26 protein-coding genes are annotated in these 26,953 nt (G+C 51.4%); 4 read left to right on the top strand and 22 right to left on the bottom strand.

The features are described 5' to 3' along the window. Positions 1-333: 333 nt before the first annotated feature. From GT3570_RS07225 to GT3570_RS07165, 11 genes are all read right to left on the bottom strand, one after another. A complete protein-coding gene (locus GT3570_RS07225; protein ID WP_011230993.1) occupies positions 334-1,854 on the bottom strand; it encodes a bifunctional ADP-dependent NAD(P)H-hydrate dehydratase/NAD(P)H-hydrate epimerase in 1,521 nt (506 codons plus the stop codon). Between the two features lie 340 nt (positions 1,855-2,194). Then, positions 2,195-2,593, bottom strand: a complete 399-nt coding sequence (locus GT3570_RS07215) for a hypothetical protein (RefSeq protein WP_021322568.1) — start codon at positions 2,591-2,593, stop codon at positions 2,195-2,197. A gap of 63 nt (positions 2,594-2,656) precedes the next feature. Next, a complete protein-coding gene (locus tag GT3570_RS07210) occupies positions 2,657-3,064 on the bottom strand; it encodes a thiol-disulfide oxidoreductase DCC family protein (protein WP_062898582.1) in 408 nt (135 codons plus the stop codon). After that, a complete protein-coding gene (locus GT3570_RS07205) occupies positions 3,064-3,747 on the bottom strand; it encodes an SOS response-associated peptidase (protein WP_014195652.1) in 684 nt (227 codons plus the stop codon). The genes GT3570_RS07210 and GT3570_RS07205 overlap by 1 nt, the downstream gene beginning before the upstream one ends. A 95-nt stretch (positions 3,748-3,842) precedes the next feature. Continuing rightward, positions 3,843-4,778 (bottom strand): alpha/beta hydrolase, encoded by a 936-nt coding sequence (locus GT3570_RS07200; RefSeq protein ID WP_011230989.1) that lies wholly within the window; start codon positions 4,776-4,778, stop codon positions 3,843-3,845. 122 nt (positions 4,779-4,900) lie between these two features. Then, a complete protein-coding gene (locus GT3570_RS07195; protein WP_011230988.1) occupies positions 4,901-6,583 on the bottom strand; it encodes an acyl-CoA dehydrogenase family protein in 1,683 nt (560 codons plus the stop codon). Between the two features lie 25 nt (positions 6,584-6,608). Continuing rightward, positions 6,609-8,144 carry a class I adenylate-forming enzyme family protein gene (locus GT3570_RS07190; RefSeq protein WP_014195650.1) on the bottom strand — a complete coding sequence of 512 codons (1,536 nt, stop codon included), beginning with the start codon at positions 8,142-8,144 and terminating at the stop codon, positions 6,609-6,611. After that, a complete protein-coding gene (locus tag GT3570_RS07185; RefSeq protein WP_011230986.1) occupies positions 8,141-8,530 on the bottom strand; it encodes a MerR family transcriptional regulator in 390 nt (129 codons plus the stop codon). The genes GT3570_RS07190 and GT3570_RS07185 overlap by 4 nt, the downstream gene beginning before the upstream one ends. A gap of 364 nt (positions 8,531-8,894) precedes the next feature. Then, positions 8,895-9,683: an ABC transporter permease gene (locus tag GT3570_RS07175; RefSeq protein WP_011230985.1), complete on the bottom strand. Its 789-nt coding sequence runs from the start codon at positions 9,681-9,683 to the stop codon at positions 8,895-8,897. 2 nt (positions 9,684-9,685) lie between these two features. Beyond that, a complete protein-coding gene (locus tag GT3570_RS07170; RefSeq protein WP_011230984.1) occupies positions 9,686-10,459 on the bottom strand; it encodes an ABC transporter permease in 774 nt (257 codons plus the stop codon). After that, positions 10,456-11,427, bottom strand: a complete 972-nt coding sequence (locus GT3570_RS07165) for an ABC transporter ATP-binding protein (RefSeq protein ID WP_011230983.1) — start codon at positions 11,425-11,427, stop codon at positions 10,456-10,458. Before GT3570_RS07165 ends, GT3570_RS07170 begins: the two co-directional genes overlap by 4 nt. Before the next feature lie 159 nt (positions 11,428-11,586). On the opposite strand from GT3570_RS07165, the gene GT3570_RS07160 reads away from it, so the two are divergent. Further along, entirely contained in the window at positions 11,587-11,973 is a 387-nt protein-coding gene (locus GT3570_RS07160; RefSeq protein ID WP_062898581.1) for a coiled-coil domain-containing protein, read from the top strand. 376 nt (positions 11,974-12,349) lie between these two features. Here the strand turns inward: GT3570_RS07160 and GT3570_RS07155 are convergent, their stop codons facing one another. Continuing rightward, positions 12,350-14,338, bottom strand: coding sequence for an acetoacetate--CoA ligase (locus GT3570_RS07155; protein WP_062899092.1), 1,989 nt, complete (start codon positions 14,336-14,338; stop codon positions 12,350-12,352). A 237-nt stretch (positions 14,339-14,575) separates the two neighbouring features. Between GT3570_RS07155 and GT3570_RS07150 the strand changes: the two genes are divergently transcribed. Genes GT3570_RS07150 through GT3570_RS07140 form a run of 3 tightly spaced genes read left to right on the top strand, consistent with a single transcriptional unit; the run spans position 14,576 to position 16,920 of the window. Next, positions 14,576-14,830 (top strand): FeoA family protein, encoded by a 255-nt coding sequence (locus GT3570_RS07150; protein WP_011230980.1) that lies wholly within the window; start codon positions 14,576-14,578, stop codon positions 14,828-14,830. Then, positions 14,823-15,557, top strand: a complete 735-nt coding sequence (locus GT3570_RS07145) for a FeoB small GTPase domain-containing protein (RefSeq protein WP_011230979.1) — start codon at positions 14,823-14,825, stop codon at positions 15,555-15,557. Before GT3570_RS07150 ends, GT3570_RS07145 begins: the two co-directional genes overlap by 8 nt. Beyond that, on the top strand, positions 15,526-16,920 hold the full coding sequence (locus GT3570_RS07140; RefSeq protein ID WP_062898580.1) for a nucleoside recognition domain-containing protein: 1,395 nt from the start codon (positions 15,526-15,528) through the stop codon (positions 16,918-16,920). Before GT3570_RS07145 ends, GT3570_RS07140 begins: the two co-directional genes overlap by 32 nt. 400 nt (positions 16,921-17,320) lie before the next feature. Here GT3570_RS07140 and GT3570_RS07135 read toward each other — a convergent pair whose 3' ends face one another. The 10 genes from GT3570_RS07135 to GT3570_RS07090 form a co-directional block, all read right to left on the bottom strand. Then, positions 17,321-18,061 (bottom strand): LytR/AlgR family response regulator transcription factor, encoded by a 741-nt coding sequence (locus GT3570_RS07135; protein ID WP_023634114.1) that lies wholly within the window; start codon positions 18,059-18,061, stop codon positions 17,321-17,323. A gap of 26 nt (positions 18,062-18,087) precedes the next feature. After that, positions 18,088-18,420 (bottom strand): STAS domain-containing protein, encoded by a 333-nt coding sequence (locus tag GT3570_RS07130; protein ID WP_011230975.1) that lies wholly within the window; start codon positions 18,418-18,420, stop codon positions 18,088-18,090. A gap of 19 nt (positions 18,421-18,439) precedes the next feature. After that, on the bottom strand, positions 18,440-20,464 hold the full coding sequence (locus tag GT3570_RS07125) for a FapA family protein (protein ID WP_041467991.1): 2,025 nt from the start codon (positions 20,462-20,464) through the stop codon (positions 18,440-18,442). Between the two features lie 24 nt (positions 20,465-20,488). After that, positions 20,489-21,211: a PP2C family protein-serine/threonine phosphatase gene (locus GT3570_RS07120; RefSeq protein WP_236620442.1), complete on the bottom strand. Its 723-nt coding sequence runs from the start codon at positions 21,209-21,211 to the stop codon at positions 20,489-20,491. Between the two features lie 86 nt (positions 21,212-21,297). Beyond that, the gene (locus GT3570_RS07115) at positions 21,298-21,615 is read right to left on the bottom strand and encodes an STAS domain-containing protein (protein WP_011230973.1); all 318 of its coding nucleotides are present in this window, start codon (positions 21,613-21,615) and stop codon (positions 21,298-21,300) included. 32 nt (positions 21,616-21,647) lie between these two features. Next, a complete protein-coding gene (locus tag GT3570_RS07110) occupies positions 21,648-23,222 on the bottom strand; it encodes a HAMP domain-containing protein (RefSeq protein WP_011230972.1) in 1,575 nt (524 codons plus the stop codon). 20 nt (positions 23,223-23,242) lie between these two features. Continuing rightward, on the bottom strand, positions 23,243-24,730 hold the full coding sequence (locus GT3570_RS07105) for a class I adenylate-forming enzyme family protein (RefSeq protein ID WP_023634118.1): 1,488 nt from the start codon (positions 24,728-24,730) through the stop codon (positions 23,243-23,245). Continuing rightward, positions 24,727-24,966: a phosphopantetheine-binding protein gene (locus GT3570_RS07100; protein ID WP_023634119.1), complete on the bottom strand. Its 240-nt coding sequence runs from the start codon at positions 24,964-24,966 to the stop codon at positions 24,727-24,729. Before GT3570_RS07100 ends, GT3570_RS07105 begins: the two co-directional genes overlap by 4 nt. A gap of 12 nt (positions 24,967-24,978) precedes the next feature. Next, positions 24,979-26,004 (bottom strand): alpha/beta hydrolase, encoded by a 1,026-nt coding sequence (locus tag GT3570_RS07095; RefSeq protein WP_011230969.1) that lies wholly within the window; start codon positions 26,002-26,004, stop codon positions 24,979-24,981. Next, entirely contained in the window at positions 25,946-26,947 is a 1,002-nt protein-coding gene (locus tag GT3570_RS07090; protein WP_011230968.1) for an ATP-binding protein, read from the bottom strand. Before GT3570_RS07090 ends, GT3570_RS07095 begins: the two co-directional genes overlap by 59 nt. Between the last annotated feature and the right edge of the window lie 6 nt (positions 26,948-26,953).

Raw genomic sequence — 26,953 nt, 5'->3', positions numbered from 1 at the left:
GACTCCCATCTCCCTTCTTCTATTTCTACATTCATGATATCCATGTTTGTCCAAAAATGGAACTTCCGCCTTTCCGCAACGTTGATCATCGTTTCGAAAGAAGACTCCCGCTTCAAGCGCGTGAAGGGCGCAGCCCAGCGATCAGTGGAAGATTGTCGGCTGATAAACCAACGATTACAGCTGCAGCCGCAAATACGGCCTCAGCGGTAAAGTTTGCGCCCGAACCACATGCCTTATGCGCAGAAGGCTGGGAGAAAGAAAACGCCAGCCGGTTATTCGCAAGCCAGCTGGATCGTTTTCATCCCCCAGCGCCCCTTTCAATGGACCGGTTGATCACGCCAGCGAAGCGAGCACAGCCGGCAAGGCCTCCACAACGTCCGACGCCAATACATCCCAAGGCGAATGACCGTGTTGAACAAGCCAATCAGCAGCCTTTCCATGCACGAACGCCGCATTGCTCACCGCAGGCTGCACCGCCTCGTGCTGCAACAAAAACGCCGCCACGATGCCCGTCAACACGTCACCGCTGCCGCCTTTCGCCAAAGCCGGGTTGCCGGTCGTGTTGACATATTGCGATCCATCCGGCGCCGTAACAATCGTATACGGCCCTTTCAACACGACATACACGCCATATTCCATCGCCAACCGCTTGGATAACCCAAAGCGGTCGTGCTCGACCTCGCGAATGGAGCGACGGACGATGCGCGCCATTTCCCCCGGATGCGGGGTGATCACCGTCGGCGCGCTTCGGCGGCGCACCTGTTCGGCGTAATCATCCCAGAAAAATAGGGCATCGGCATCGAGGATAAGGGGCACCGGCTTTCGCACCAACTCCCCAACAAGACGGCGCACCCCTTCCGTTCTCCCCATGCCTGGACCAACGGCGAGCGCATCGACATCCAGCCCGTTCCAATCGGCCGCGCCGGCAAACGCTCCCCCTTCGGCCGGCCATGGCCTGCACATCGCCTCGGGCATCCGATTGGCAACCGCTTCGTACACTGTTTCTGGAACAGCCATGGTCACAAGTCCGGCCCCGCTTCGCAGCGCTGCCTTGGCGGCGAGCGTCACTGCTCCTGCCATAGCTTTCGATCCGCCGACTACAAGCAGTTTGCCATACGTTCCTTTATGCGAGGACCGCCTCCGCTTTGGCATCGTCCGCATGACATCGCTTCGCTCCCACACGAACCGACGGGCTGCATTCGTTTTGACCACGAGCGGCGGAATGCCGATATCTACAACAGCGAGTTCCCCGTAATAATCGGCCGCTGGGAATGTGTACGCCCCAAGCTTCGGGCATTGAATGGTGAGCGTCATATCCGCGCGAACGGCCGCGGCGACATCACCGCCATCCGCCGGCACCCCGCTTGGCACATCGATTGCATACACAACAGCCCGCGAGCGGTTCAGTTGTTCAATGATTTCTTGATACGGAGAGCGAACCTCGCCTTTCACGCCGATGCCAAGGAGCGCATCAATGATCACGTCGTAGTGCGGCGCACGCATCGCAAACTCTTGTTCATTCCCTTCATACGGAATCCACGAATACCCGGACCGCTCGTACACCTCAAGCGCGGTGCGCGCCGCTCCTTTCACCTTTTCCTTTGGTGGAATGAGCCATACATCGGTTTCGTAGCCGCAGCTTTTCAACATACGGGCAACGACAAACCCATCCCCGCCGTTGTTGCCCGCCCCGGCAAGCACCGCCACCCTATCAGCGCGCGGAATCCGCCCTTTCAGCACCCGAAACAGCGCCTGCCCTGCGTTTTCCATCAACGAATCAGCGCTGATGCCGATCCGCTCCGTCACTTCTCGGTCGATGGCGTACATTTCATCAGATGTTACGACCGGAATCATTCTCCTTCCTCCTCTCTTCTTTTGGCCTTCGTCCCCTTTGGCGCTCCATCTTTTGCACATGTTGGCCATGGGAGAATCAGGCTTTGAGAACGAACCACGATGTCCGATGGAACGGTCTTCATGGAGCGTTCATGAAACGTTTGGCATTCCCTGCCGCGCCTTCCCATCATCAATGTATGATTTAGGGAAGCCTTGCCGGAACAGCCGGCGGCTGCGTCTAGGCGCATTTTCATTGGAGCGGCGTCATCCCTTTATCGCCGTGTTGCTCGCCTTGTCCTACCCGCTTATCCGCTATGCAGAAAAACGACGGCCATCGCCTTCACGATGACCGCCGCCTCGATTACGGCTGCTTGGCGATCACTTGCAGCCCAAACTGCAGGCAATCGTCGCAAATTGCCGCCAGCGGACCTTTGGCCAGCCTTGGTTTTTCTTTGAGACAAAACGAGCAGCGGCCGCCGCCATGCGCCTCTTCTGCCTCCAAGGCCAGCGTTTCCTCAAGTTTTTCCAATGAGAAGACAGCCAACGCCTCGTATACGTTATCAAGCAAATGATCATCAATATAGGCACATTTTCCTTCCCAACGGAGCGCGATGAGTTTCGCCGCCACCGCCATCCCTTCGTAAAACCGGCGCCGATCCTCGTTCTCCCTTTGCTCGGCCATAGCGATCAATTCATCGGCAAAACGCTCAAGCGCCCGAGGCGTGCATTCATCAAGCCACCGTGTTGTTCCGTTTGCCATATCCATTTCCCCTCCCACGTTTCTTTCCCTTTTCAATACGACAAACGGGCGTATTTTCCTTCTTCACCACAGCGGCCATTCATCAAGAAAGCGGGATCGCAGCTCAGGCGGCGGCAGCTGACAATGATCGCGCTTCAGAGTGAGACGATGCCGATGGTTGGCGACCGTGTCATATATATGATCGCGCAACAGCCGAGGGATGAGAAATCCAGACGCTGCCAGCCAATTCCAAGGCCAAGCAAGACGACGTCCGATGCGCAGGACAGCATCAGATTTTACATAACAGCACCCGTTCTCGATGAGGACGACGCTGTCTCCCGCTGACATCTCCTGCTTGGCTAACAATGCTTGACCAACGGCGCTCTGTTGCGCCGCAAAGCGGAACACCACCTGGCGGTCGCGGGCGGCGATCCAGTGTGCGCTCGCATGGCAAAACAGGCAATCGCCATCAAATAAGATGACAGGATGCATCACGTTCCCTCCATTGACCGGCTGTCGACCGGCTCGATGCAGGCGATCACGTCGTTTTTCGGCGAGTTGACCAGCGGCGCCACTTCGTACATGCGCATCTCGCTGCTCGGATACGGACGCAGCAACGATTTCAAATACTCGCTGTCGTCTAAACGCGGATCCAGCCAGTCTTCATGCTGCTCGGGAGGCAATATGACCGGCATCCGATCGTGAATGGGGGCGATGAGCTCGTTCGCCCTCGTCGTCATGATCGTGCACGTCTCAAGCGGCCCGCTCGCTCCCTCCCAGCGCTCCCACAGACCGGCAAACCCAAACGGCGCATCCGTTGCAAGCGTAAACCGATACGGCACTTTTTTCGATCCCTCTTTTTTCCACTCATAAAATCCATCGGCTAAAATCAAACAGCGCCGCCGCTTGAACGCATGGCGAAAACTCGCCTTCTCATCGACTGTTTCCGCCCGGGCGTTGATCATTTTGACACCGATGCGATCATCTTTCGCCCAAAACGGCACAAGCCCCCAGCGCATCATTTTGCCGATTCGCTCCCCTTCTTCCACAATGACCGTCAACACCTCCTGGCTCGGGGCGATGTTGAACCGAGGCGCAAGCGAACCTTGATAACGGAAACGAAACAACGCCCGCAATGTTTCCAAATCAACTGTCAACGTAAACCGACCGCACATGGCATTCACTCCTCGATTCGTTGATCAATGCCATCTTCATTCTCTATTTCTTCCATTATAATACAAAAAGCGGCCGAACACGAATCGCAGCCGCCTTACGAAGAAGTTTTTACCAATGAGCGCAAAAACGCCGACACTCTTTCTACATACTCATCGCTGTAGAGAGAAAAACTTTTCACATGATCCGCTTTGTCCGTCAGCCATAGTTGAAACGCATGCGGATGGGTGTTGTACAACTTCACACTTTCTTTGTATGGAATCGAACGGTCGTCTTTGCTGTGGATGAACAAAATCGGCCTCGGCGCGACACGATCGACCGCATGGATGGGCGAAGACACACCCAAATCCAAATCCGCAAGCGCCGGGACGATCGCTAAAATCAAATACGTAAACGGCACATCGGGCAAGTGCGTCCATACCGGCATATTGGCGCGCAAATACGATTCGAGGTCGCTAAACGGGCTGTCCGCAATCACCCCGCGAACATCGCTGTCTTCTGCCGCCGCCAAAATCGATGTCGCCGCCCCCATTGAAACGCCGTATAAGGCGACTGGCTCGCGATAGTGCCGCTTCGCGTAATCGATGACGCCAAGCAGATCGTCTTTCTCTTTGACGCCGATCGTAATCATATCGCCTCCCGACTCGCCGCTCGCGCGAAAATCAAACAAGATGACGCGGTACCCGTCGTCAACAAGCCGCTTGGCGAGCGGCAAAAACGGCACGTTTTTCTGAATCCGGTTGCCGGCATACCCATGGGCAAAAATGACCGTCATCTTCGCCGCTCCTTTAGGCGGAATGATCCAGCCTTCGAGCGCCGTTTTCCCATCTTTGCTTGTAAATGTCGCACTTTCATACGCCATGCCATAGTCTTTCGGCGTCATGGTAACCGGCTCGCGCGGTTTATGCGTCAGCTGCCAGCCGACATAAACGGACAAACCGACGCAGGCGAGCAACCCCAAAATGACAACGCCAATGGCCGCAGAAATCCAAACGCGCCGTTTTGTCCGGCGCGGCGTGCGCACCACTTCCATGTCCGTTTTCCCCTTCCTTTCTTTCATCCTACTTGTTGAATTGCTCATTTGGCAGTCAAAAAAAGAGATGTCCGCCAAAAACGAACATCCCTTTCGCCCATGGCCCGCTTCATGCCGCCAACTTACGAATGCGCGAGCGGCGCAGACGCTCCTTTACATCTGACGATCAAGTCAAACTCGCGCACCGACGTCATGCGTTCATCGACGAGCCCGCGCTCCCAAACATGGCGCAAAAACAGCTCAGCGATCAACCTGTTCCGTTCGTCTTCTTGCCCGCGTTCAAGGGCGATGATGCTCAAATACAGATCGCACATCCGATTGGCGATCGCTTTCGCGTGGAACGTCTGGACCTCTTCCGACTGGCCGTTAAGACGCGCCAGTGCTGCCCCCCATTCCTTAAGCCCTTCTTCGACCGGGCGGGCGAGCGGCTTCACGTCAGCTGCCAAACGCTCAAGGCGCTCCTGCATCTCGGCGGCAAACCGTTCGTGGATGCGATATTTGCGCATCAACCGCAGCACCTCGAGCGCCAAAATGTTCGCCGTCCCCTCCCAAACCGTCAGCACTTGCGCATCGCGCAACAGGCGTGGCGTGACAAAATCTTCAATATACCCGTTGCCTCCATGCATTTCAATCGCCTCATGGCTGAACGCGATTGCCTCTTCGGCGGTGCGCATCTTAAGGAGCGCAATCAGCAGCCTGAGCCATGCTTTCTCCGCCTCGCTCGCTTCATGCGGCGCGGCCATGACGCGGTCAAACAAGGCGATCATGTCAAAGCAGGCGCTCGTTTCCACTTCCTGTCTCGCCGTCAAATTGGCAAGCGTCTCGCGCACCATCGGGTAATCCGTCAAGACATGGCCAAAGGCAGTGCGTCGCTCAGCGTATTGTTTCGCCTCTTCAAGCGCCCGCTTCATGATGCCGACGGAAGCAACCGCATTGCAGACGCGCGAGAGATTAAGCGCTTCCATCATATAGTAGAAGCCTTTCCGCGGATCGCCGACCACATACGCCTCGGCCCCGTCAAACACGACTTCGGCCGACGGCACGGCGCGCACTCCTAACTTATCTTTCAGGCGGCGAATCGAGATGCCGTTTAACGTCCCATCTTCTTTGCGCCACGGGACAAGGAACAAGCTCAGCCCTTTCGTCCCCGGCCCGCTCCCGTCGATGCGCGCCAATACGAGCGCCACGCCGCAGCGGCCGGCATTGCTGGCAAAATATTTTTCCCCATATAGTTTATAATGGTCGCCGCACGGCACAGCACGCACCGCGTTGGCGCCAACGTCCGACCCGCCTTGGCGCTCGGTTAAAAACGTCGCCCCTTCATACAGTTCGACCTCACCGGTGGAAGTGACATGGGGCAAGTACCGTGCTTTTAACTCGTCGTCGGCGAAATGTTCAAGCACATAGGCGGTTGCCATCGTCAGCGTCACCGGACAATAAAACCCGGGCTCAGCTTGGGATAAAATGTACCCTTGGGCGTACGAATACATGTAGTTTCCTTTTCTTCCAAGCTCGGGAATCGGTTTGTGCACATAACCGACAATGCCCGTTTCGTACGTCTGTTTTGCCGTCTGCACGTATCCTTCGTTTACCCATACTTCGGAAATGTCGTTCCCAAACCGGTCGTACTTGATGAGGCGCGGCTGCCCTTCGCGGTCGGTGTGCACGGCGCGGCGGTCGACGTCCGTCAAGCAAAATTCGTAAAACGACGCGAGCTTTTCTTCCGCATACCGATACAATTCGTCATCCAAATGCCGTTTCAAATTCGCCAGCAAATTCGGATCGACTTCATAAAGCGGTTTCATCGTCTCTCCCCTTTTTCCCCTCTTCTTATCGTCCCTGTGCTCCCTGCGCCGTCGTCTCCCACATCCGCAGCACTTGTTTCAACACTTTTCCCGTCGCATTGCGCGGCAGTTCAGCGATCGCCTCATACAGACGCGGAATTTTATAGTCAGCCAGCTTGTCAGATAGGAAACGCTTGCACTCTTCCGCAAGCGGTTCGAGAGGTTGGCTCAATACAACAAACGCTTTTGCTGTTTCGCCCCACTCCGGATGCGGCACGCCGATCACGGCAACATCGGCGATCGCCGGATGCGTTCGCAGCACATCTTCGACTTCCTTTGGATAAATGTTGACACCGCCGGAAATGATGACATCTTTTTTCCGGTCGACGATCCAAATGTAGCCGTCTTCATCGCGGCGCGCCAAATCGCCGGTGTACAGCCAGCCGTCTTTGATCACCTCGTTCGTTTTTTCTTCGTCCTTGTAGTATCCTTTCATGATGCTCTCCCCGCGCAGCACGATCTCCCCGACCTCGCCGGGCGCAACTTCCTGTCCGTTCTCATCGACGAGGGCCACCTCGCAATGAAGAGCGGCATCTCGGCCGACGCTCCCCGCTTTTTCGCCATGCTCCTCAGGAGACAAGTACGTCCCGTTCGGGCCGGCTTCGGTCAAACCGTATAAACACATCATCCGCCCGGCGCCAAAGCGGCTGGCGACAAACTTCACTTCCTCACGCGACAGCGGAGCCCCGCCGTACATCCAGCAACGGACCGAAGAAAGGTCGTATTCGTCAAACCGCGGATGCTTCGCCGTCAACAAATACGCCACTGGCGCGCCGAAAAAGTGGGTGATCTTGTGACGCTCGACCAGTTCGAGCAACGCATCCGGGGAAAACGCAGGCGCTAGGACATGGGTCGCACCGACGTACGTGCCGCCTATGAAAAACAAATGAAGCGGCGCTGAGTGGCTGAGCGGCATGAGATGCAGCAGGCGGCTTTGACGGTCGATTTTCGTTTCGATCACGATCATGTCCGCAACCGTGATCACATTGCGATGCGTGAACAACACCCCTTTTGGCCGCCCCGTTGTCCCCGATGTATACAAAATCGTCGCCTCATCATCCTCTTTGGCTGGGCAGACGATCTCTTCTGGATCACCCGAATCGATCAACTCCTCGAGCGACAGCCAACCGCCTTCCGCCTTCCCGGTCTTCACCCAGATTCCATCGCTTCCACCGACAAGCGGGGCGAGCACTTGATGCACCCAATCGTGGGCGATGAGCGCCTTTGCCTCGCTATGGCCGAGAATATACTGCACCTCAGCCGCCGTCAAGCGCGCGTTAATCGGCACAACAACCGCGCCAAGGCGCAAAACAGCAAAGTACGAAACGGCAAACTCTTTGGTATTGGGCATATACAGCGCGACTTTATCGCCGCGTCCGACACCAAGCCGAGCCAATGATGAGGCCAAGCGATTGACCATGCAGTTGACCTCGGCATACGACAGCGATGATTCTCCTTCGATGACCGCCGTTTTCTCTGGAAATTTCCTCGCATTCCGGGCGAGCAGCTCTGAAATGTTCATCCATCCGATTCCTCCCATTCTCGCAATCGCTGTTCAAAATCGGAAAGCAGCGCTTCCATCTCCGCCTTCAGCTGAAGCAAATCCTCGATCCGCTCGCTCACCTCCTTCAATTTCCGCCGCCCGTATTCGACCGTTTTTTCAAGCTGTTTCTTCCCCGTGCGATCCTCATCAAACAGCGCAATCATCTCATGAATTTCGTCAAGCGAAAAGCCGAACCGTTTGCCGCGCAAAATGAGCTTGAGTTTCGCCCGCTCCTTTTTCGTATACAGCCGCTGCCCTGACTCGGTCCGGATTGGGGAGAGCAATCCGCGTTCTTCATAATAGCGGATCGTCCGTGTGCTCACATCAAACTCTTGCGCCAAATCGGAAATGGTGAAATAGTGCATGGCCATCCCTTTTCTAGAATCAATATTCTGAATTTTATTTTAATTGACGTTTACGTAAAAGTCAACGAATATGAAAGCAAAGAAACAGTCATCCTCCCCCTTCTCCGTGTCCATTCTCTCCGCCATCCAACCATCAATATGGAAAAAATGGATCTGGGAGCCGTCGGCGAAAGGAGACATCCTAAGCCAATGCAAAGAAAGAGACAGTCGACCGAACGCACAGGTCATCAGCACTGAAACGCTTTTCCATTATTCATGGCGGCCAGAAGCGAATCGGACGGCATGGGTCGATATACGCGCCGCTGATTCCCTGGCGAAATCACCATGACAAAAGAAAAAAGCCCCTGTCTAAGGAGCCGTTTCCTCACCCGCCCGCCCCGGTGTAAAAGCGCAAGGCAAACCGCCAAAAGCGACGGGCCAGCCATAAAAAGAGAATGGCCGCAGCCAAAGCCGCCAGCGCTGTCGGGATGCGCCATTTTCCAAGCAGCGCCAAAGCCGGCGTATTGGTGATCAACACCGCCGGCAAGATGTAGGTAATCACCAACCGCACCGCCCCGCGGTACATGCTGCCGGGAAAGCGGGCCGTATCAAAAAACGAATCGAAAATAAACGACAAGTCATCGATGCGCACGACCCAAAACGAGGTCGTCATCAACATCATCCATAGCGAATAAATGAGCAAAAGAGAAGCGGCCATCACGATCAGAAACATGCATACGTCGGCCGCCGATGGCACGTAGCGTTCAACATACAAGCCGAAGCCGATGACGCCGATGCCAAGCGCCACATCGATAAGCCGCCAAAAGACAAGGTGGCGGAAGCTGACGTAAAACATGCTGTCGACCGGTTTCGTCAAAATATAATCGAGCGTGCCGCGCCTGACATGCTCAAGCAGCCTTGGCATGTTCGGGCGGAGCGCAAAATCGATGAATCCGCGCAGCGTATTAAAGACGCCGAGCAGCACAAGCACTTCCCCATACGTCCAGCCGCCTAAGCGATCCGTCTGGTAAAAAAAGATATGGACGGTCAACAGAGCGATTGCGATGCCAAAAAAGCTGGCGATAAAATTGCCGAAAAATTCGCTCCGGTATTCCATTTCCTCGACCAAACAAGCGCGGAAAAACTCGCGGAACACCCGCCCGTATCGCCGCATGTTCATCCACCTACCGCCTGATTTTTTCTCATCCCCGCTTTCCACAGCCATTGCAAAGCACCAATCAGCGCCATCATCCACCCGGCGGCGATCGCAAAGCCGCGCGCCAACTCTCCTCCATCCGCCGCCCCGGTGGCGATTTCGATCGGAAAACTGATCATATAGCGAAACGGCAGCCACTCGCTCCATTCGCGAAGCTGCGGCGGAAGCAGCCCAAGCGGCGCGATCCGTCCTGACAAAAACAACGAAATGACGTCGATCACGCCGTACACAGCCGCCACTTTCGTCATCCAAAACGCAAGCAACCCGCACGAGTAACTAAGCAAAAAACGAAGCGCCGCACCCAATACAACCGCCATCAAAAACAACATGATTTGACTTGCCGTCATGTGAGGACGAAGCGCCGGCCAAAATGTCGCTGCCACTACCCAGACAGGCACTAAAATGACGGCAAACAGCCATTTATAAATGATGTTTTCCGCGATCGCCCAATGGATCGGGTGAAGCGGCCTAAGCAACCAATTCGAAAACGTCCCTTCGCGAATTTCACGGTCCAGCTCCCATACATCCCACGCGCTCGTCATTCGTTCGACAAAAATGACGGCCATAAAATAAAAGACAAACGAATCGCTCTCTTCCGGATGAATGTTCATCCAGACAAACATCGTGATCAGCGGCTGCGTGATCGCACCCGTCATCCAGACGAACGTCGCCAAACGATACGCGAGCATTTCGATGTATTTCATCCGCAACAAAGCGATATATTTGCGAATCATACACGCTCCTCCTGAAACGCGCGCGTAATCACTTCCTCAAGCGGCGGGTCTTCAATATTGATGTCGCGGACATCAAACCGCTCTAATAACCGCGCTGCTGTCCCCGCCGCCTTCTCGCGCGCCACCCGCAATACGACTGTTCCTTCTTCGATTTCCGCCACTTCGCCATACTCTCCCCAATCCATGTCCGGAACCCGTGAAAACCGGACTTCCAATCGCTTGTACGGCGCCAGCTTCTCCGTCAGCACTGACAGTTCCCCGTCGTAAATCAATCGCCCGTAGTTGATGATCATCACCCGGTCGCAAAGCGCTGCAACATCACCCATGTAATGCGATGTCAACAAAATCGTCGTCTCGTGCTCCCGATTGTAGTCAACGATAAAGCGACGCACGTTTTCTTGCGTATGAACGTCAAGCCCGATCGTCGGCTCATCCAAAAACAACACTTGCGGCCGATGCAAAAGCGCCGCCGCCAGCTCGCAGCGCATCCGCTGCCCGAGCGACAGACTGCGCGTCGGCTTGTCCAACAGCGGCGCCAAGTCGAGCAGTTCCGTCAATTCCTCGAGCGTCTGGCGGAAAGCCCGATCGTCGATGTCATAAATCGCTTTATTGACCAAAAACGTCTCCATTGGCGGAATGTCCCAAATGAGCTGGCTTTTTTGCCCCATCACCAAGCTCATCATTTTTTTAAACTCCGGCTTTTGCTCAAACGGCACAAACCCGCCGACCGTGATCTCTCCTGATGTCGGATGCAAGAGGCCGGCAAGCATTTTCATCGTCGTCGTTTTCCCCGCCCCGTTTGGCCCTAAAAAACCGACAATCTCCCCTTTTTCAATCGTAAACGAAACGTCCTTCACCGCCTCAATGACGCGGTAGTCGCGCCGCCATAAACTGCGCGCCGCCTCAAGCCATCCCGCTTCGCGGCGATGGACGCGGAACGATTTATGCAAATGGCTGACACGGATCACAGTCCCCATCCTCCACTGTTTGTGCTGTTGACATTCTTTTGTTATATCACATCGAGGGGGCGCGCCGCAAAGAAAAACATTTCGCCATCTTTTCTCTATCGTTCCCATCTTTCGTCATGTATAATAGAGAGAGAATCGAACGAGAAAGGGGATTGTCGAATGGGGGACATTACAAATGAAATGATTTGGCAAGCCATTAAAGAACTTGCCGAGCAGCTGCAACAAACGAACGGACAAGTGCAGCAACTGGGCCAACAGGTGCAACAAACAAACGAGCAAGTGCAGCAACTGGGCCAACAAGTCCAACACCTTAACAGCCAAGTGCAGCAGCTGAACCACCAAGTACAGCAAACTCATGAGCAAGTCGACCAGCTCGCCAAACAAGTGCAGCAAACGAATGAACAACTCAACCAATTAAGCCAGCAAGTGGCCGACATGGACAAACGGATCACCGATGTCGCCAACGGCCAAAACATTTTAGTTGAAGAGCTGTTCGAAAACAAAAAGGAGATCAAGCGGGTCAAGACGGCGCTCAATATGTACTAGACGTCAGTCCGCTCCATTTCGTTGATCTCTTCGACGTTTAACGCTTGTTCCATATCCTGTGTGAACATAGCCATCATCAAACAACATCCCCCTGCTTACGTCATACTAAAACTCCGAATCATCGTCGCCGCAAATGAAGCCCGGAAGGTTCTCCTAAACAGATCTTCCGGACTTTCTCATCATGAAAACGGACACCGTCTCGTCTCATCGCCCCAACATCTCTTTCACCGTCGTCCGCTCCTCAATCACCGATGGATTTCCAAACTGGCCTAGTCCGCTTGCTTTCTTCCATGCCCCCGACTCCTCTATTTATAATTCACTAATACATAGAAAGGTTGTTATTAAGCATCGTCACTTAATAACAACCTTTCGCATTTCAGCTTATCTGCGTCTTCGCCGCCAGCGTCTTCGCCAGCTCGAGGAAAAAGTCGAGCGCCTCTGGATTGGCCATTGAGCCCGGGTTGACTGCCTTTTCGAGCGGGAAGCCTAAGAGCAGTTTCCGGATCGGAATCTCCATTTTCTTTCCATTTAGCGTTTTCGGAATTTGCTTCACCTCGTAAATTTCATCTGGAACAAAGCGCGGCGAGACGTGTTGCCGAATCGATTGGCGGATGCGTTCTTTCAGCTCGTCATCGAGCACTGCGCCCGGCTTGAGGACGACAAACAGCGGCATAAACGATTGCTTGCCCATCATTTCCAAATCGACAATGAGGCTTTCGAACACCCCGTCGACCGCTTCGACCGCACGGTAAATTTCGCTCGTTCCCATGCGGACGCCGGCGCGGTTGATCGTCGAGTCGGAGCGTCCGTAAATGACGCATCCCCCTTGTTCGTCAATTTTAATCCAGTCGCCGTGCTTCCAGACGCCCGGGTACGTGTCAAAATAGCTGTTCCGATACCGTTCGCCGTCTGGATCGTTCCAGAAAAAGAGCGGCATCGACGGCATTGGTTTTGTAATCACAAGTTCACCGACTTCATTCACAAGCGGCTGGCCGTTTTCGTCAAACGCCTGCACATCCGCGCCCAACGCGCGGCACGAGAGGATGCCGGCGCGCACCGGCAAAATCGGCGAACCGACGACAAACGCGGTGCACACATCCGTTCCGCCGCTGCATGATGCCAGGCAAATGTCATCCTTGACGTTTTCATACACCCAGGCGAACCCTTCGACCGTCAGCGGCGAACCGGTCGAGAGCACGGCCTCGAGCTTTGACAAGTCATATTGCTCTTTTGGCTTCAGGCCGAGCTTCATGCAGATGTTGATAAACGCCGCGCTTGTGCCGAAATGGGTGATGCCTGCCTTCTCGGCGAGCTCCCATAAAACGTTGCCATCCGGATACGTCGGGCTGCCGTCATAGAGCACGATGGTCGACCCGGCCAGCAGTCCGCCGACGAGAAAGTTCCACATCATCCATCCAGTCGTCGTAAACCAGAAAAACGCGCTGTCTTTCGTCAAGTTTTCTGAAATAGTCAATGCTTTCAAATGTTCAAGCAAAATGCCGCCATGCCCTTGGACGATCGGCTTCGGCAAACCGGTCGTTCCCGAAGAATACAAAATCCAAAGCGGATGGTCAAACGGAACGTCTTCATAGACGAGCTCCGCCTTGTCCGCCACGACATCATCCCACAGCACGACGCCCTCATCCGGTGCTTCCATCTGCCCGCGCCAATACGGAAGCAGCACCGTCTTTTTCAATGACGGCAATTTGGCGCGCAATTCGGATACGACCGGCATTTTGTCAAATTCTTTGCCGTTGTATTGGCAGCCGTCGACGGCAAACAAGACAGTCGGCTCGATTTGCGCGAACCGGTCAATGACGCTGCCAGCGCCAAAATCCGGCGAGCAGCTTGACCAAATGGCGCCGATCGAGGCGCACGCCAAAAACGCCATCACCGTCTCGGGGATATTCGGCATATAAGCGACGACGCGGTCGCCGCGCTTCACTCCCATCGCTCGCAATGCTTTGGCGATCGCCGCCGTTTTTTCGCCGAGCTCCTGCCATGACACTTCCCGGTACGGCACGCGTTCCGAGCGGAAAATGATGGCCGGGCGGTCGGCGCGCGCATGCCGGAAAATATGTTTCGCATAGTTGAGCGCAGCGCCTGGAAACCACTCCGCCCCTGGCATCTTCCGCTCCCGCAGCACACACTCATACGGCGTTGCCGCCTGAACACCACAATATTCCCAAACCGTTTCCCAAAATTCTTCAAGATGCTCAACTGACCATGTCCATAGTTCGCGGTACGAGTTAAATGACAACTCCTTTTTCTCTTTCAGCCAGTCCATATACCGTCGAATGTTCGATTGCCGAATTTGCTCCTCCGTCGGCTGCCAAAGAATCGTCCCTTCCGTAATCGCTTTCATTTCATCGTGCGTCAATGGACGCCGTCACCGCCTTTCTGCCGATAGTTTGTTCAGACTATTCATATGATAACATGATTTCCTATTGTTTTGAATAGTCGCCAGTTCGACAACTCTGTCAGAAAAAGATGAAACAAATTTGTTGACAACAGCGAGGCAACTGGAATATGATAAACACAAAAGTTGGTCTAAGCAAAAAAAATGTCTTTTATAAAAAATATTAACCGGAGGGAAACTTTTATGGCACAAGGAAAACGTTGCCGCCTCTCCGATATGAAACCGGGCGATCGATTTCGCATCGAAAAGGTTGATGTTCCTGATCCTATGTTAAAAAGGCGGTTGCTTGATTTGGGATTTGTACCCGGCGGGGAAGTGAAGGTTGGACAAAGAAGCCCGCTTGGCGACCCGACCGCCTATCGCGTTTGTGGAACGACGATCGCATTAAGGAAAGAAGAAAGTGACTATATTTACGGGGAGAAGATCAGCCATGACTGATATGACGTATACGATTGCCTTAATGGGAAATCCGAACACCGGCAAAAGCACGTTGTTCAACGTCTTAACGGGCCTGCGCCAACATACCGGCAACTGGCCCGGGAAAACGGTCACTCATGCGGAAGGAGAATGCCGCCACCGCGGCACGTTGTACCGGATCGTCGACTTGCCGGGAACGTATTCGCTCTATTCCAATTCAGCCGATGAAGAGGTGGCGCGCGATTTTCTCCTGTTTCAACGTCCTGACGTCACGGTCGTTGTGGTCGACGCTACGGCATTAGAACGCAACTTGAATCTAGCGCTTCAAGTATTGGAAATGACCGACCGCGTCATTATCGCTATCAATTTGATGGATGAAGCGAAAAAGAAAGGCATTCATATCAATACAAAAAAATTAGCCGTCAAACTCGGCGTGCCGGTCGTGCCGATCTCGGCCCGCAACCGGGAAGGAATCGATGCACTGCTTGATACAGTGGATGCCATGGCGCATGGCCGCATCAACACCAACCCGCTTTCCATCCGGTACAGCCCGGAAATCGAACGAGGCATTGCCAAACTTCTTCCACTCGTGAAAGACGTGATGGGAGACACGTATCCTGCTCGCTGGATCGCTCTTCGTCTCCTTGACGGCGATACATCGCTGCTTCAAGCGCTGAAACAACCGCCGCAACCATTGATCAAGGAGGGGAACGCGTATGCCTGCTGCGGATCCATCAAATCGATTTGACCGCTTAATGACAGAAGCGAAATCATTGGCGCCGGACAATGTGCGCGAGCAAATCGTTGCCGCCATCTTTCAAACATCGGCCGAGCTTTATCGAGAATGTGTCAATCATACGAAGAGCGTGAAACGTGATCGAACGGAACAGATTGACCGGATCGTCACGTCGAAGCGGTGGGGATTTCCAATTATGCTGGCGCTTCTCGCCGCTGTCCTTTACATGACGATCGCCGGCGCCAACGTATTTTCCGATTCGCTCGCCCGCTTGTTCGGAACGATCGAAACGTATCTCACCATGGCCTTTCAAGCGATTCACGCCCCCGACTGGTTGCACGGCCTCATTGTACTTGGCCTATACCGCGGCACGGCTTGGGTCGTCAGCGTGATGCTGCCGCCGATGGCGATTTTCTTTCCCGTATTCGCTTTGCTCGAAAATTATGGCTACTTGCCGCGTGTCGCCTTTAACATGGATCGCTTGTTTAAAAAAGCGGGGGCGCATGGCAAACAATCACTGACGATGGCCATGGGCTTCGGCTGCAACGCGGCGGCCATCATGTCGACGCGCATTATCGAATCACCGCGCGAACGAATGCTGGCCATTTTGACCAACAACTTCGTCCCCTGCAATGGACGTTGGCCAACGCTGATCCTGCTTTCGTCCTTATTTATGGCAGCCGGCTATACAGGCGGATGGAAAACGTTCGTTACGGCGGGTGTGGTCGTCGCCATGGTGTTGTTTGGCATCGTCGTCACGTTGACCGTTTCATGGGTCTTATCCAAGACGGCCTTGCGCGGCATTCCGACCCATTACACGCTGGAGCTGCCGCCGTACCGACGCCCGAAAATCATGGAGACGATCATCCGGGCCACCCTCGACAAATCACTCTATGTGCTGAAACGGGCGGTAACGGTTGCGGCGCCGGCCGGCATTCTGACATGGGTGCTCGGCAACGTTCACGTGGGAGATACGACCGTGCTGGCGTATTTAGCCGACTGGCTTGACCCATTTGCCAAAGCATTGGGATTGGATGGCTACATTTTGATGGCGTTCATTTTAGGCTTGCCAGCCAATGAAATTGTCGTGCCGATTTTGCTGATGGGCTATTTATCCGCGGGGGCGCTCACTGAAGTCGATGGCCTGCATTCTCTAAAACAAATTTTGCTTGACCACGGCTGGACGTGGCTCACCGCCCTCAATATGATGCTGTTTTCCCTGCTTCACTACCCATGCGGCACGACGCTCGTCAACATTTACAAAGAAACGAAAAGCGCGAAATGGACGTTCGTCGCCTTTGCCTTGCCGACAGCGATTGCCATTGCGGTCACCTTTACGACCGCACAGCTGGCGAGATGGTTGGGGCTTATTTGATCTCTTCTCGAGACTGGCTTAACAGGCTGTCCCGCTCCGAACTTTCTCCTCTCACCTTCTGTTTCAAGAGGAGAGGCTTCTCAGTAAGTAGTGCCGACAATAAAGAAGGATGTCCCGCTTTTTTTGAGGACATCCTTCATGTTTGGCATCGATGTTCCTTGCTAACACCTGCGGATCATATAGAGCCTTCTTGACAAGCCTTCGAACCTTCCGGCCATAAAACGTATAATTGTTGCGCTCCCCCTTTGCTTGATAAAGACCTGGTCGACGTGGACGCTCAACTTTTTTCGAGGTGTTTCCATCCGATGGGCAAACAACGATTCCTATGCTGATTGTAGGTTGCCCAGCGCTGTCTTTCAGCAATTCCGTGCTGCTCTCTGCTTCCTGCTGAAAAACTCACCTAATTATTCATATCGAAAATTCTTCTCTGCACTTCATGAAATTTCAGTTTCGAAATATATGCGACTTTCTCACTATCGAAAAAATGAGCCAAATACGTTTCGCCAACTTGGGTAATTTTTATTATTTTTTTTAAATTGATAATATAAGAGCGGTGAGTCTTAAAAAAACAATTGTCCAGCTCCCTTTCAATTTCGTTCAGCGTCTCCGTTGTTTCATATTGCTCATTTGCCGTGTGAATGACCGTTTTTCTGCTTTCCTTTTCCACGAATAAAATATCTTCCATCGGCAGCAAAACAATAGAGTTTTTCGATCGGATTCCAAGCCTTTTGCTCGGCTGTTTCGCTTTTACAGCGGCGCATTGCTTGGCCATTTCAATCAATTTGCGGGCCTTTTCCAACGCATAAAAGAGACGCGTTCGCTCAATCGGTTTCACGATATAATCCGTAGCGGACACTTCAAAAGCCTCTACGGCAAATTCATCGTATCCAGTAATAAAAATCACCTGGAGGGCAGGCAAAAGCTGCCTGCATATCTTGACCGCCTCCATGCCATCGAGCCCAGGCATATTGATATCGACCAATACAATATCCGGCTGTTCTTGGAGCACAAGCTGCAAAAACTCCTCTCCGCTTGTCGCCTCAGCCACAACGTTGTAATTGGGGAATAAGTGGATAAAATGCCGCAAAATCGTTCTTGAAGACGCATCATCATCAGCAATCACGATTTTTAAATCATTCATTGCTTCCTTCCCTTCTTTCTATCCTCCTATTCCAACTGATCCCCTCGCGATTGACAGAACATCGGCACTCCTAAAATTTCCTCTAACTGAACAATGCGAAATACTTCATTTACTTCCGGTTGTATTCCGAAAATCATCACTTGTTTTCCGTCCTCCTTTAAGGCATCAATGAAATGAACGAGCAGCCCGATCCCCGTCGAATCAACAAAAGGGACAGCTGACAAATCGAAAGAAACCGTATGGAAACACCTGATTTCTTGAAACATCGCTTCCATTGCCTCTGTTGCCTCAATATCTAAGTCCCCTTTAAAATAAACATCTACATTCTGCCCATTTTTCGCCAACTCATATAAAAACATTGTATCCCCCTCAACTTTTTTAATCGAAAATCATTTGTCCGTTTTCGTCTAACGCCGCTTCAATTTGGCGATGTTCTTTTTGGAACGTGTAAGCTGTTTTACCGATTTGAACTATTGTCCCCTCTTTCACCACACCAAATCTCACTGTTTGGCCCTCAGGCACGGCAATGTGTGTAACGACCCCGGAATCCGAACCAGCCTCTTGAATAGACGCCCCTTTTCGGGCGTAGGCGCGGCCGCCGCGCATAACCCCTTTTACGTTTAGAAAACCGCCGGAATGAATCGTACAGTTATAGCATCCTTGGCCAAAAACGGTTATATCGCCGCTGCAGTAGATCGTGCTATTCAACGCGTAGGCCATCTCGATATAACTGCTTTCGCCATTGACATCCGTGTATTGTTTCATTGTTGTCTTTATGTCCTCAAGCAGCTTGGCGAGCTGTTCAAGGGAATGGAGCTCGTTCGGGATGCTCGAGAAAAAACAGCGTTGAAACCGCTCAGCTAAATCGAACCAAACCGGATGAAACTGCTGGCGGTCGCCCCTTTTGGTCACCTCAATATACTTGTGCCCTACTGCAACTAAAGGGCGGAATTTATAATCCATTAAAAGCTTGATTAATGGGAACAGTCCGTTCTGTTTCCAATCTGTCCTTTTAAACGCCGGAGAACTGACTAGCTGCTTTATAGAGGAAATCATTTTTTCAATATATCCTTCGATTGTGATTAACAAATGCGCGAGCTCGGAAGTCAGTATATGGCCTGTTCCCGCCGAGATGACGCTTCCAATGACATTTCGTCTGATAAAGACAGCTTGTTTTGACGTAATCGTCGCTCGAGTGACATTTTGAAATATCGTAATATTGCCCTCCGCCTCGACGCTCATCCCGTCTTCGACGTTGCCGGTAATGTCGACGTCGCCATGAAACCGAATATTGCCCGAACCTAAATCGACGTCGCCTTGATGAGTAAGCTTGTCCACTATAAATATATGCACATCTAGCCCTTGTTGCCGAAATACGGGCCGCCCGTTGGCCAACGCCACAATTTTCGTTCCATTTTCAATCGCCGTTACTCCTTTTCCTAAATAGACAGCCACCGGGTAGACAGGTTTAGGCGGAATCGGCTCATTCGTCACCGTCACGCCCGGAACGCCCGGGACCGGGGGATGAACGATCGCGATGACTTGCCCCGGATGAACGGAAGGAATATTGTTTACTTCGCGGAAATCAACAGTGCCGTCTTCCCGCAGTTTCGGCCCCGCCTGTTTACTGTCCAAATTGACCGTTAACTCCACCCAACCGTTTTTTCCTTGCTGCGGTTTCACTCCTCTAGCAATGACGAAATCACCCGGTTTTGTCGTTTTGGCCGCTTCAGCCATCGCGATAAAATCAAGCCCTTGGACAATATTCAACGATTTTAGTTTTTGCAAAACCGGTTTGTACTCGAGAGTGTTTTGCACTTCAATGTGCTGTTCGGCTTTTAACTCAATATGGTAATCAGGGTCGATATCTTTTATTTGAAAGCGTTTTTTCACCCCCGGCTCTATGCGCAAGATGGCGTGCAGCTTGTCTTCATCAACGATGATATCCCATTTTGTCTCGACCGTTTCCTCCGCCGTTTGTATTTCTAATTGGTCGCCTTCCGTGATGACCGTCGTCCCCGTCACTGGCTCGCCATTTTTAAAAAGCAGAACGCCTTGCCCCACGGTAATGGTCGGATAGCATAGCGGCGATGGACGATAAAAAATTTGCCCTCCTCGTACCCATGCTTTTCCGCTCAAATGATCCTCAGTTACTTTGGACCGCGCTCCGCCCACACTGGCCGAATCGGATTTTTCTTCTTCAGCAACGCTAGACGGCTCAACCTGCCTTTCTACTTTCGTCAGCTTTACAATTGCTGGTTTGAAACCGATGCGCCAAATTCCTTTTGTTTCCCGTTGGATAATTTCGATCTGCACCTCTTCACGTTTGCTTTGCAAAATCGCTAGGCCAACGTGAATCGCCTCATCGATGTTTTTTCCTTTCGAAATGATCGTTTGCCCCATCGCCGCCCCCCCCTTGCCAAAAGTTTATGTTTCTTGATGAATTTTTACTATCACCATGGTCATATCATCTTTTTGCATAGCGCCTTCCGTAAAGGTGTAAATATCCTCTATCACACGCTGCCCCGCCTGATGCGCTGGACAGCTGGCGTATTTTAATAATGCGCGGATAAGACGATCACGCTGAAATTGCTCCTTTTTCCGGTTTTCCGCCTCGATAATGCCATCAGTATAAAACAACACGACATCGTCCGTTTCAAGAGCGATCTCTTTTTCTTCATACACATATTCAGGGAACGCGCCAACCATGATCCCCAACGTCTTAGGAAGTTCAACGACTTTCCTTTCTTTGCTTTTCAACAGCAAAGGCATCATATGGCCGGCGCTCGCATATGTCAGAACGTTCGTATGCGGGTCCCAATCAGCACAAACTAGTGTGACAAACGATTTCAAGGAGCGCAAATCTTGACAGAGAGCTTTGTTCATCGCCGTCAGCGTCTGACTTGGGCTTTTACTGCTTTCTGAGGCGCTGCGAAACGCTCCGCGCGTCAAAATCATTAACATTGCCGCGGGAATCCCTTTTCCCATCACATCGCCAATCACGATACGGACTTTTCCGTTGCCGAGCGGGTAAAAATCATAGTAGTCTCCGCCAATCAACCTAGCTGGAATGGAAAGGCCCTTCACTTCTGCACCTTTTACATCAGGAACCGAGCCATTCAACAATTTCGTTTGAATATTTTTCGCCAACTGAATTTCTCGCTCCAGCCATTTCTCCATATCCGGTTTATTGGCGAGCGGCCGACCGTATAGATAGATGTTCTCACTGAAATACATCAAACCGCCCTCCCGGCAATCGTCTCCAACATCGTCAATAAACCGACCGTTTCTAAAATCTCGTGTATTGGCCCACTCATCCCTTTTAGTTCGATTGAAAATGAATGTTCGATGGAATGATAAATGATTTCCATGATCGCTCCAACCCCTGTAGAGTCAATAAATTCCAATCCAGAAAGATCAATAGTCAACCCCTTGATGCCTATAAGCTTTTGTATATAACCTTCCAATATATGGGCGGTCGATATATCAAGTATTCCCCTGATTTCCAAATTGGCTGCCTCATCATCGAAGTGCAACCCGATCTGTAACCCCATAGCAGCTGTTTTTCACTCCTATCTAAACAAAATTAAAGGATAAAACGGCTCATCTGTTGAAGCAGCGCATTAGAGATGTATGAAAGCTCTTTTGACTGACCATGAAGCTCTTTCAGTAAATCAGACAATTGGATCGTCATCTCTGTGACTACCGCCGTTCGGTCATTGGCGATCACTCTCATTTGCTCAACCTTCTCCAAAACAGTCATCACCTTTTGATCCCCCGGAAATGCTTTTAATACATTTGCCATTTCGTCTAAAAATGCATGGATTTCATTCAGCCATTCTCTCGATTGAAGCGTTGTTCCCACGGCCAACTCATACATTTTCTCGACCGACCGCGAAGCCTCTGCTTCAAGCACGACGGATGAACGCTGAGTTTTGACCGCCTGCTCCTTTACGTCTGTGACGAGCACATTCAGCTTTTGAACCATTTGATTCACATCGTTTGAAAGTTCTTCTAACTCGCTGCCATCCTTCACATGGCTTTTTACCGTCAAATCCCCAGCCGCCAACTGTTGCATTTGCCGTTTCAGTTTTTGAATGTTTTCATAAATGCGGTTAAAAAATGGAATCGTCACTACAAACAGCGACAGCAAAGACAATAAGCTTGAAGCGATTAAAATAATCGAATAGTTATAGAATGGCGCAGTCATTTTTTGATAGTCCAACACTAAATAAAGAATGCGATGATCGCTGATCGGCAGAAAAACTTTATACAGTTTTTCGCTGTTGACTTCTTGGACAGACAGTTTTTTTGCCGGATTGTCTACCAACTCTTTCATCATATCAATATCTTGTTTTGTATGGTACTTAAACTCGCCGTATTCTATTTTCTTCACCGGCGGATAAAAGTTTGTTTCCAAAGCAGGGTTTTTAAATACCGCCGCATTTAATACGGAAATATCCTTGATATAGGAGCTTCTTCGCTTGATTTGTTCGATCAACTGATCCGGACCCGCCTGCTTGGTGAACTGGTATACGTCCCCCGCTTGAATAAACGGGTTAATAATATAATCCGATCCGGGCGGATGATAGTAGGCGTACTTAAAAAAGCGCGGCTTGTCCTTATGGGAGCCGGATTGGACAATTGGGAGCACGAAGATGTTTTGGCTCGCATACCCTTCCTCCCCGGCAACCCGCGGCATTCCCCCTTTTAAGAGGGTGTCCGCGTATGCATACACGGTTTTTCCGTAACTTTTGGTGCTGAATCCAATATCTTTTGGATCCGTCGACTTCGTCGCTACAATATCGTCGCCCTTTCGTTCAAAAATCGTCAGCCCGGCCAGTTGAAACCTCTCTTTCATCTCTTCCAACTGCTCATGGCGAATATGTCGGGCTTCCGGCGTACGGAGAAGATCGCCGATATGCCGTGCGACCGCTACCATTTGCAAGTCAATTTGGTGCTCGATCATTTTCGACGCCAGCTCTGTTTCCTCGATCCCTTGCTCGACGCCGCGAGCTATGAGCAACGACTTTTCATAAATATCGGCTTCGATTTGCCGATTCATAAAATAAACTTGCAACATACCAAACAGGCACGCAATGACGATAAGCAAAGAAAATACTTGCACTAAAAACCGCTTTCTTAACGTTATTCGCCTCATCCATCCAACTCCTTCGCCTGCTATTCACGGGCAGCAATCCGCTTCGTCGCCAACTGCTGCAATTTGACTTTATCGGCCTTCCCTTGGCTGACCGGGATCTCATCGATGGTGAAAATATGATCGGGCACTTTATAAGAAGCGAGCCGCTCGCGGCAAAATGAGTAAAGATTCGTATCGCTTACATGTTCTTTCGGAACAACGAAGGCGACAATTTGCTCTCCAAAAATTGGATGAGGAATCCCCACAACCGCTGCCGCAAAAATGCTCGGATGACTGGCCAACAAACTCTCGATCTCTCCCGGAATCACCTGTTGCCCACCTTTTTTAATCATTTCTTTTTTGCGGCCGACGATTTCAATCGCCCCGCTTTCTGTCATCCGCGCTACATCTCCGGTATAAAACCATCCATCCCGGTAGGCTTCCTGCGTTAAATCCGGGCGCTGATAATATCCTAAAAATCCGTTAGGCGTCTTGACGACCAATTCACCGATCTCCCTTTTGTCCGGAGCATTGACGATGGCCGCCTCAACCCCTGGAACTAATTCCCAATCCATTCCTTGGCGAACATCGTTTTTGCTAAACATCACACCGCCAATCTCCGTCAAGCCATATATGCTTATGATGCGGCAATGGTCAATCGGCCGCACGGCTTCGATAAAATCGGCCGTAATCCTCTCCCCCGCCAACCCGATGAGCTCGAGCGGCTCGAGCACCGGTTTTTTCGCCAACAAGTACAGCGATCGAAATAGTGACGGGCTTGTCACCAACTTATTGACAGGATGGGTGTGCAACAGTCGAATGATATCGGGAAAGTGAAATGATTCAGTAGCAACAAAATGCAGCCGTTTTTTGATCGATACTACCATTAAACATAGCCCGAATAATCCTGAAAACGGAACTATCCCAAGCACTTTGTCCGATGCAGAAAGAGACAGCGCAGCAGATAACGCTGCATCGCCAAATTGGATAAAGTTGAAATCAACCATCACCCCTTTTGGGACCCCAGTGCTCCCTGACGTACACGCAATGATGTCAACAGGCTCGCTTTCAACCGGCTTAGGCATCCCGGCAACGACCGTTGCTTTCCAATGATCCCCTTTTACCGAATCATAAATGATCGTTTCCTCTCCCGTGCCATGAGCCCATTGGGAAACGGCATTGAAAAATTGAAAATTTTGATGTTGCCTGATGGTCAAAATCACATGCGGATTTATGAATTCGAGCAAGCGGGATAAATCTTCGCTTCTTAAAAACGGACTGATCGGCACAGCAACCGCTCCGAGGCGGTTAACGGCCAACAGTAAACTAAGGAAACTGGAAGCATATGGAATCATAAACGCTACTCTTTTTCTTTGGACGGGGCCGAGCTGCGTCAGGAGAGAACAGTATTTGTTTACTTCCTGCCGTATATCGTCTAGCGAATAGCTGCCCGTTTGCGACGTTAAAATCGTCTTATGAACATCTTCGTTTTTCCCTTCCTCAAATATCCATTTGTATAGCTGGCTCATATTATTTCTCCTTTCCCAACTAACGACTTGTACAGTCCACCAACGGTTCGGAAGTCCAAATCGTGAGGAATTTGCCCAATTTCTAACTGAAGCTTTTCAGCCAATACGACAAGCAAATGAACAAGTTGCAACGAATCAACCCCTAAGTCATTTTGAAACGAAGATTCGGCGGTTACTTGCTCCACCGGCACTTTTGCCTCTTCAGCAATCAATTGGCAAAAGTCAGAAAACCCCATCGATATCCCCCGCTATTCTTGAAACCATGATGCGGCATATCCGCGAATATAGTGCAGTTTATAATTGCAACAATGTCCTTCATCGTCGAATTCGAGCAGTTGTTTTCCAACGGGCAACCGATCATATAGGCGATAAATGTGCTCGCTTGGCACCATAGTATCCCGTTTTCCATGCACAAGCAAAACCGGATGGCGAAACGTTGTCCTTTCTAACTGTGGGAGCCAAACCGACCCCTTTTCTTCGCTGACAAACTGTACCCTCTCAACAAAATAGGCAGGCAGCTGAATTTCTTTACTCTCGAACGCTGGAGAAACAGCCGCCACTTTTCTCACTTTCGGATGGCCGCTGCTGTAAATGGCCCAAGAAGCGCCAGAGCTGGTGCCAAATACGCAAATCGGCAGCGAAAAGTGCGAAGATGTCCAGTCGATCAATAAATGAATAAACTGCTCCCAACGCCCGGCGGCGCCTTTTAAGCCGCTATGCACATACGTTTCGCCTTGGCCAGGGCCGTCAAAACTGACAGTCACAAACCCGTTTTGCAAAAAATCGTCCTCATATGTGAAAAGTTCTTCTTTCGTTGAATCAAGCGGATTGATGATAATGACCGCCCCTTTGGCCTTAACGGGCAGCCGAACCCTTCCAAAACACGTCTTACCCTCCACATCGAGTTGGACGTAATGAGTTTCGAGCGGCGACAGCTCATCAGCTATGCGGGCGGCTTGCAAGCTTTTTAACAGCCATTCCTTCTTTTCCTCATTCCGTTCCGGGATGATCCATTGCGCCAAATGGTAATAAAGGCTCGCCTTCCGCCAAGCGGTTTCCGCCTCCGCAGCCGGCAAACTCACCGCTCTTTCAGCCCATGAACGGGCGAGCGCCCCCCATGTTTCCACCCAGCTTTCTTTATCGACCAAAAAAGAGCGGATCGAAGAAATATCGTCCTTCTCCACCCCATGGACAATCCATCGGTCCCAAAAACCATCAATCCACTTGGCGGCGATGATCGTTTTTTGCATCGTCTTTAAGCAATCCGTTGACATTGGCTCCCTCCTCGGCGTAAAAAACTAAAACAAGCACGGAACCTTGCGAGGAAGTAGATAGAAACACTTTTTGGGCTATTCTCATGATTAACGTAAATCCCTGACCAAGCGATTTCTTTGTTGAATATCCGGATAGAAGCACCATTTTCGGAAGTTCCTTCATCGGGAATCCAGGTCCTTGGTCCTTCACAATCAACCGCAACTCCTTGCTTGCCTTGTCCTGGATCAGCGACATTTCTCCCCATTCCGCATGTTTAATGACATTTGTCACTGCTTCGGAGACGGCAAGCAACCAGCTGACAAGGGCCAATGGGCCAACGCCGAGAGCTTCAAACGCCTGCTTGGCCAACTCCCTGCATTTCGGAATGTCTGAGCGGGAGCGGATTCCGGCCCGGCAAATGATCGTTCCTTGTTCAAGCCGCCCCACTTCTTCCTCCTTAACGAGCAGAAATTTCCCTTGAGTGGCGGCGTGCATCACATCGCGGTATATTTCCCACTTTTTCTCATCAATATCACGAACATTGCATTTTGGCTGACAAGAACAGGAATGCGCAGGGCGGCCAAACAGCTCATCCTTGTATATGTCATACGCTTTTAACATGGCATTAGTGAAAATGGCTGTTTCGTTTAACTCCTTTATTTCTTGTTGAATATCCTGTCCATTCTCGCCCCACTCGAGCATCAATTCACTTAAATAAAGGACATAACTTTCCAAGTCTTTCTTGTTATTTTTAAATGTTTTCGTGGCTAGCGATTCATAAAAGAAACGATCCACACCCCGTGCCCTAATCCCAATATATTGGCCTAGTTTTCTAGCAAGAAACGCTCGTTTCGTTCGATGTAACAACTCCGGCAGCGGCAGCTCAGGCATGCAAAACAAGGGAAAAGAGGCCGTTTCTTCATCGGAGCGACGAAAGAAGCTTTTAAACAGTTTCGCCACCATCCCACC

This window comes from Geobacillus thermoleovorans, assembly GCF_001610955.1.
In the GTDB taxonomy this organism is placed as follows: Bacteria; Bacillota; Bacilli; order Bacillales; family Anoxybacillaceae; genus Geobacillus; species Geobacillus thermoleovorans.
This window is presented reverse-complemented; position numbering and strand designations above follow the sequence as displayed.

Coding starts and splice junctions, on each gene's coding strand:
- GT3570_RS07225 (WP_011230993.1), bottom strand. CDS start 1,854: ATGATTCCGGTCGTAACATCTGATGAAATGTACGCCATCGACCGAGAA.
- GT3570_RS07215 (WP_021322568.1), bottom strand. CDS start 2,593: ATGGCAAACGGAACAACACGGTGGCTTGATGAATGCACGCCTCGGGCG.
- GT3570_RS07210 (WP_062898582.1), bottom strand. CDS start 3,064: ATGCATCCTGTCATCTTATTTGATGGCGATTGCCTGTTTTGCCATGCG.
- GT3570_RS07205 (WP_014195652.1), bottom strand. CDS start 3,747: ATGTGCGGTCGGTTTACGTTGACAGTTGATTTGGAAACATTGCGGGCG.
- GT3570_RS07200 (WP_011230989.1), bottom strand. CDS start 4,778: ATGGAAGTGGTGCGCACGCCGCGCCGGACAAAACGGCGCGTTTGGATT.
- GT3570_RS07195 (WP_011230988.1), bottom strand. CDS start 6,583: ATGAAACCGCTTTATGAAGTCGATCCGAATTTGCTGGCGAATTTGAAA.
- GT3570_RS07190 (WP_014195650.1), bottom strand. CDS start 8,144: ATGAACATTTCAGAGCTGCTCGCCCGGAATGCGAGGAAATTTCCAGAG.
- GT3570_RS07185 (WP_011230986.1), bottom strand. CDS start 8,530: ATGCACTATTTCACCATTTCCGATTTGGCGCAAGAGTTTGATGTGAGC.
- GT3570_RS07175 (WP_011230985.1), bottom strand. CDS start 9,683: ATGCGGCGATACGGGCGGGTGTTCCGCGAGTTTTTCCGCGCTTGTTTG.
- GT3570_RS07170 (WP_011230984.1), bottom strand. CDS start 10,459: ATGATTCGCAAATATATCGCTTTGTTGCGGATGAAATACATCGAAATG.
- GT3570_RS07160 (WP_062898581.1), top strand. CDS start 11,587: ATGGGGGACATTACAAATGAAATGATTTGGCAAGCCATTAAAGAACTT.
- GT3570_RS07155 (WP_062899092.1), bottom strand. CDS start 14,338: ATGAAAGCGATTACGGAAGGGACGATTCTTTGGCAGCCGACGGAGGAG.
- GT3570_RS07150 (WP_011230980.1), top strand. CDS start 14,576: ATGGCACAAGGAAAACGTTGCCGCCTCTCCGATATGAAACCGGGCGAT.
- GT3570_RS07145 (WP_011230979.1), top strand. CDS start 14,823: ATGACTGATATGACGTATACGATTGCCTTAATGGGAAATCCGAACACC.
- GT3570_RS07140 (WP_062898580.1), top strand. CDS start 15,526: ATGCCTGCTGCGGATCCATCAAATCGATTTGACCGCTTAATGACAGAA.
- GT3570_RS07135 (WP_023634114.1), bottom strand. CDS start 18,061: ATGAATGATTTAAAAATCGTGATTGCTGATGATGATGCGTCTTCAAGA.
- GT3570_RS07130 (WP_011230975.1), bottom strand. CDS start 18,420: ATGTTTTTATATGAGTTGGCGAAAAATGGGCAGAATGTAGATGTTTAT.
- GT3570_RS07125 (WP_041467991.1), bottom strand. CDS start 20,464: ATGGGGCAAACGATCATTTCGAAAGGAAAAAACATCGATGAGGCGATT.
- GT3570_RS07115 (WP_011230973.1), bottom strand. CDS start 21,615: ATGGGGTTACAGATCGGGTTGCACTTCGATGATGAGGCAGCCAATTTG.
- GT3570_RS07110 (WP_011230972.1), bottom strand. CDS start 23,222: ATGAGGCGAATAACGTTAAGAAAGCGGTTTTTAGTGCAAGTATTTTCT.
- GT3570_RS07105 (WP_023634118.1), bottom strand. CDS start 24,730: ATGAGCCAGCTATACAAATGGATATTTGAGGAAGGGAAAAACGAAGAT.
- GT3570_RS07100 (WP_023634119.1), bottom strand. CDS start 24,966: ATGGGGTTTTCTGACTTTTGCCAATTGATTGCTGAAGAGGCAAAAGTG.
- GT3570_RS07095 (WP_011230969.1), bottom strand. CDS start 26,004: ATGTCAACGGATTGCTTAAAGACGATGCAAAAAACGATCATCGCCGCC.
- GT3570_RS07090 (WP_011230968.1), bottom strand. CDS start 26,947: ATGGTGGCGAAACTGTTTAAAAGCTTCTTTCGTCGCTCCGATGAAGAA.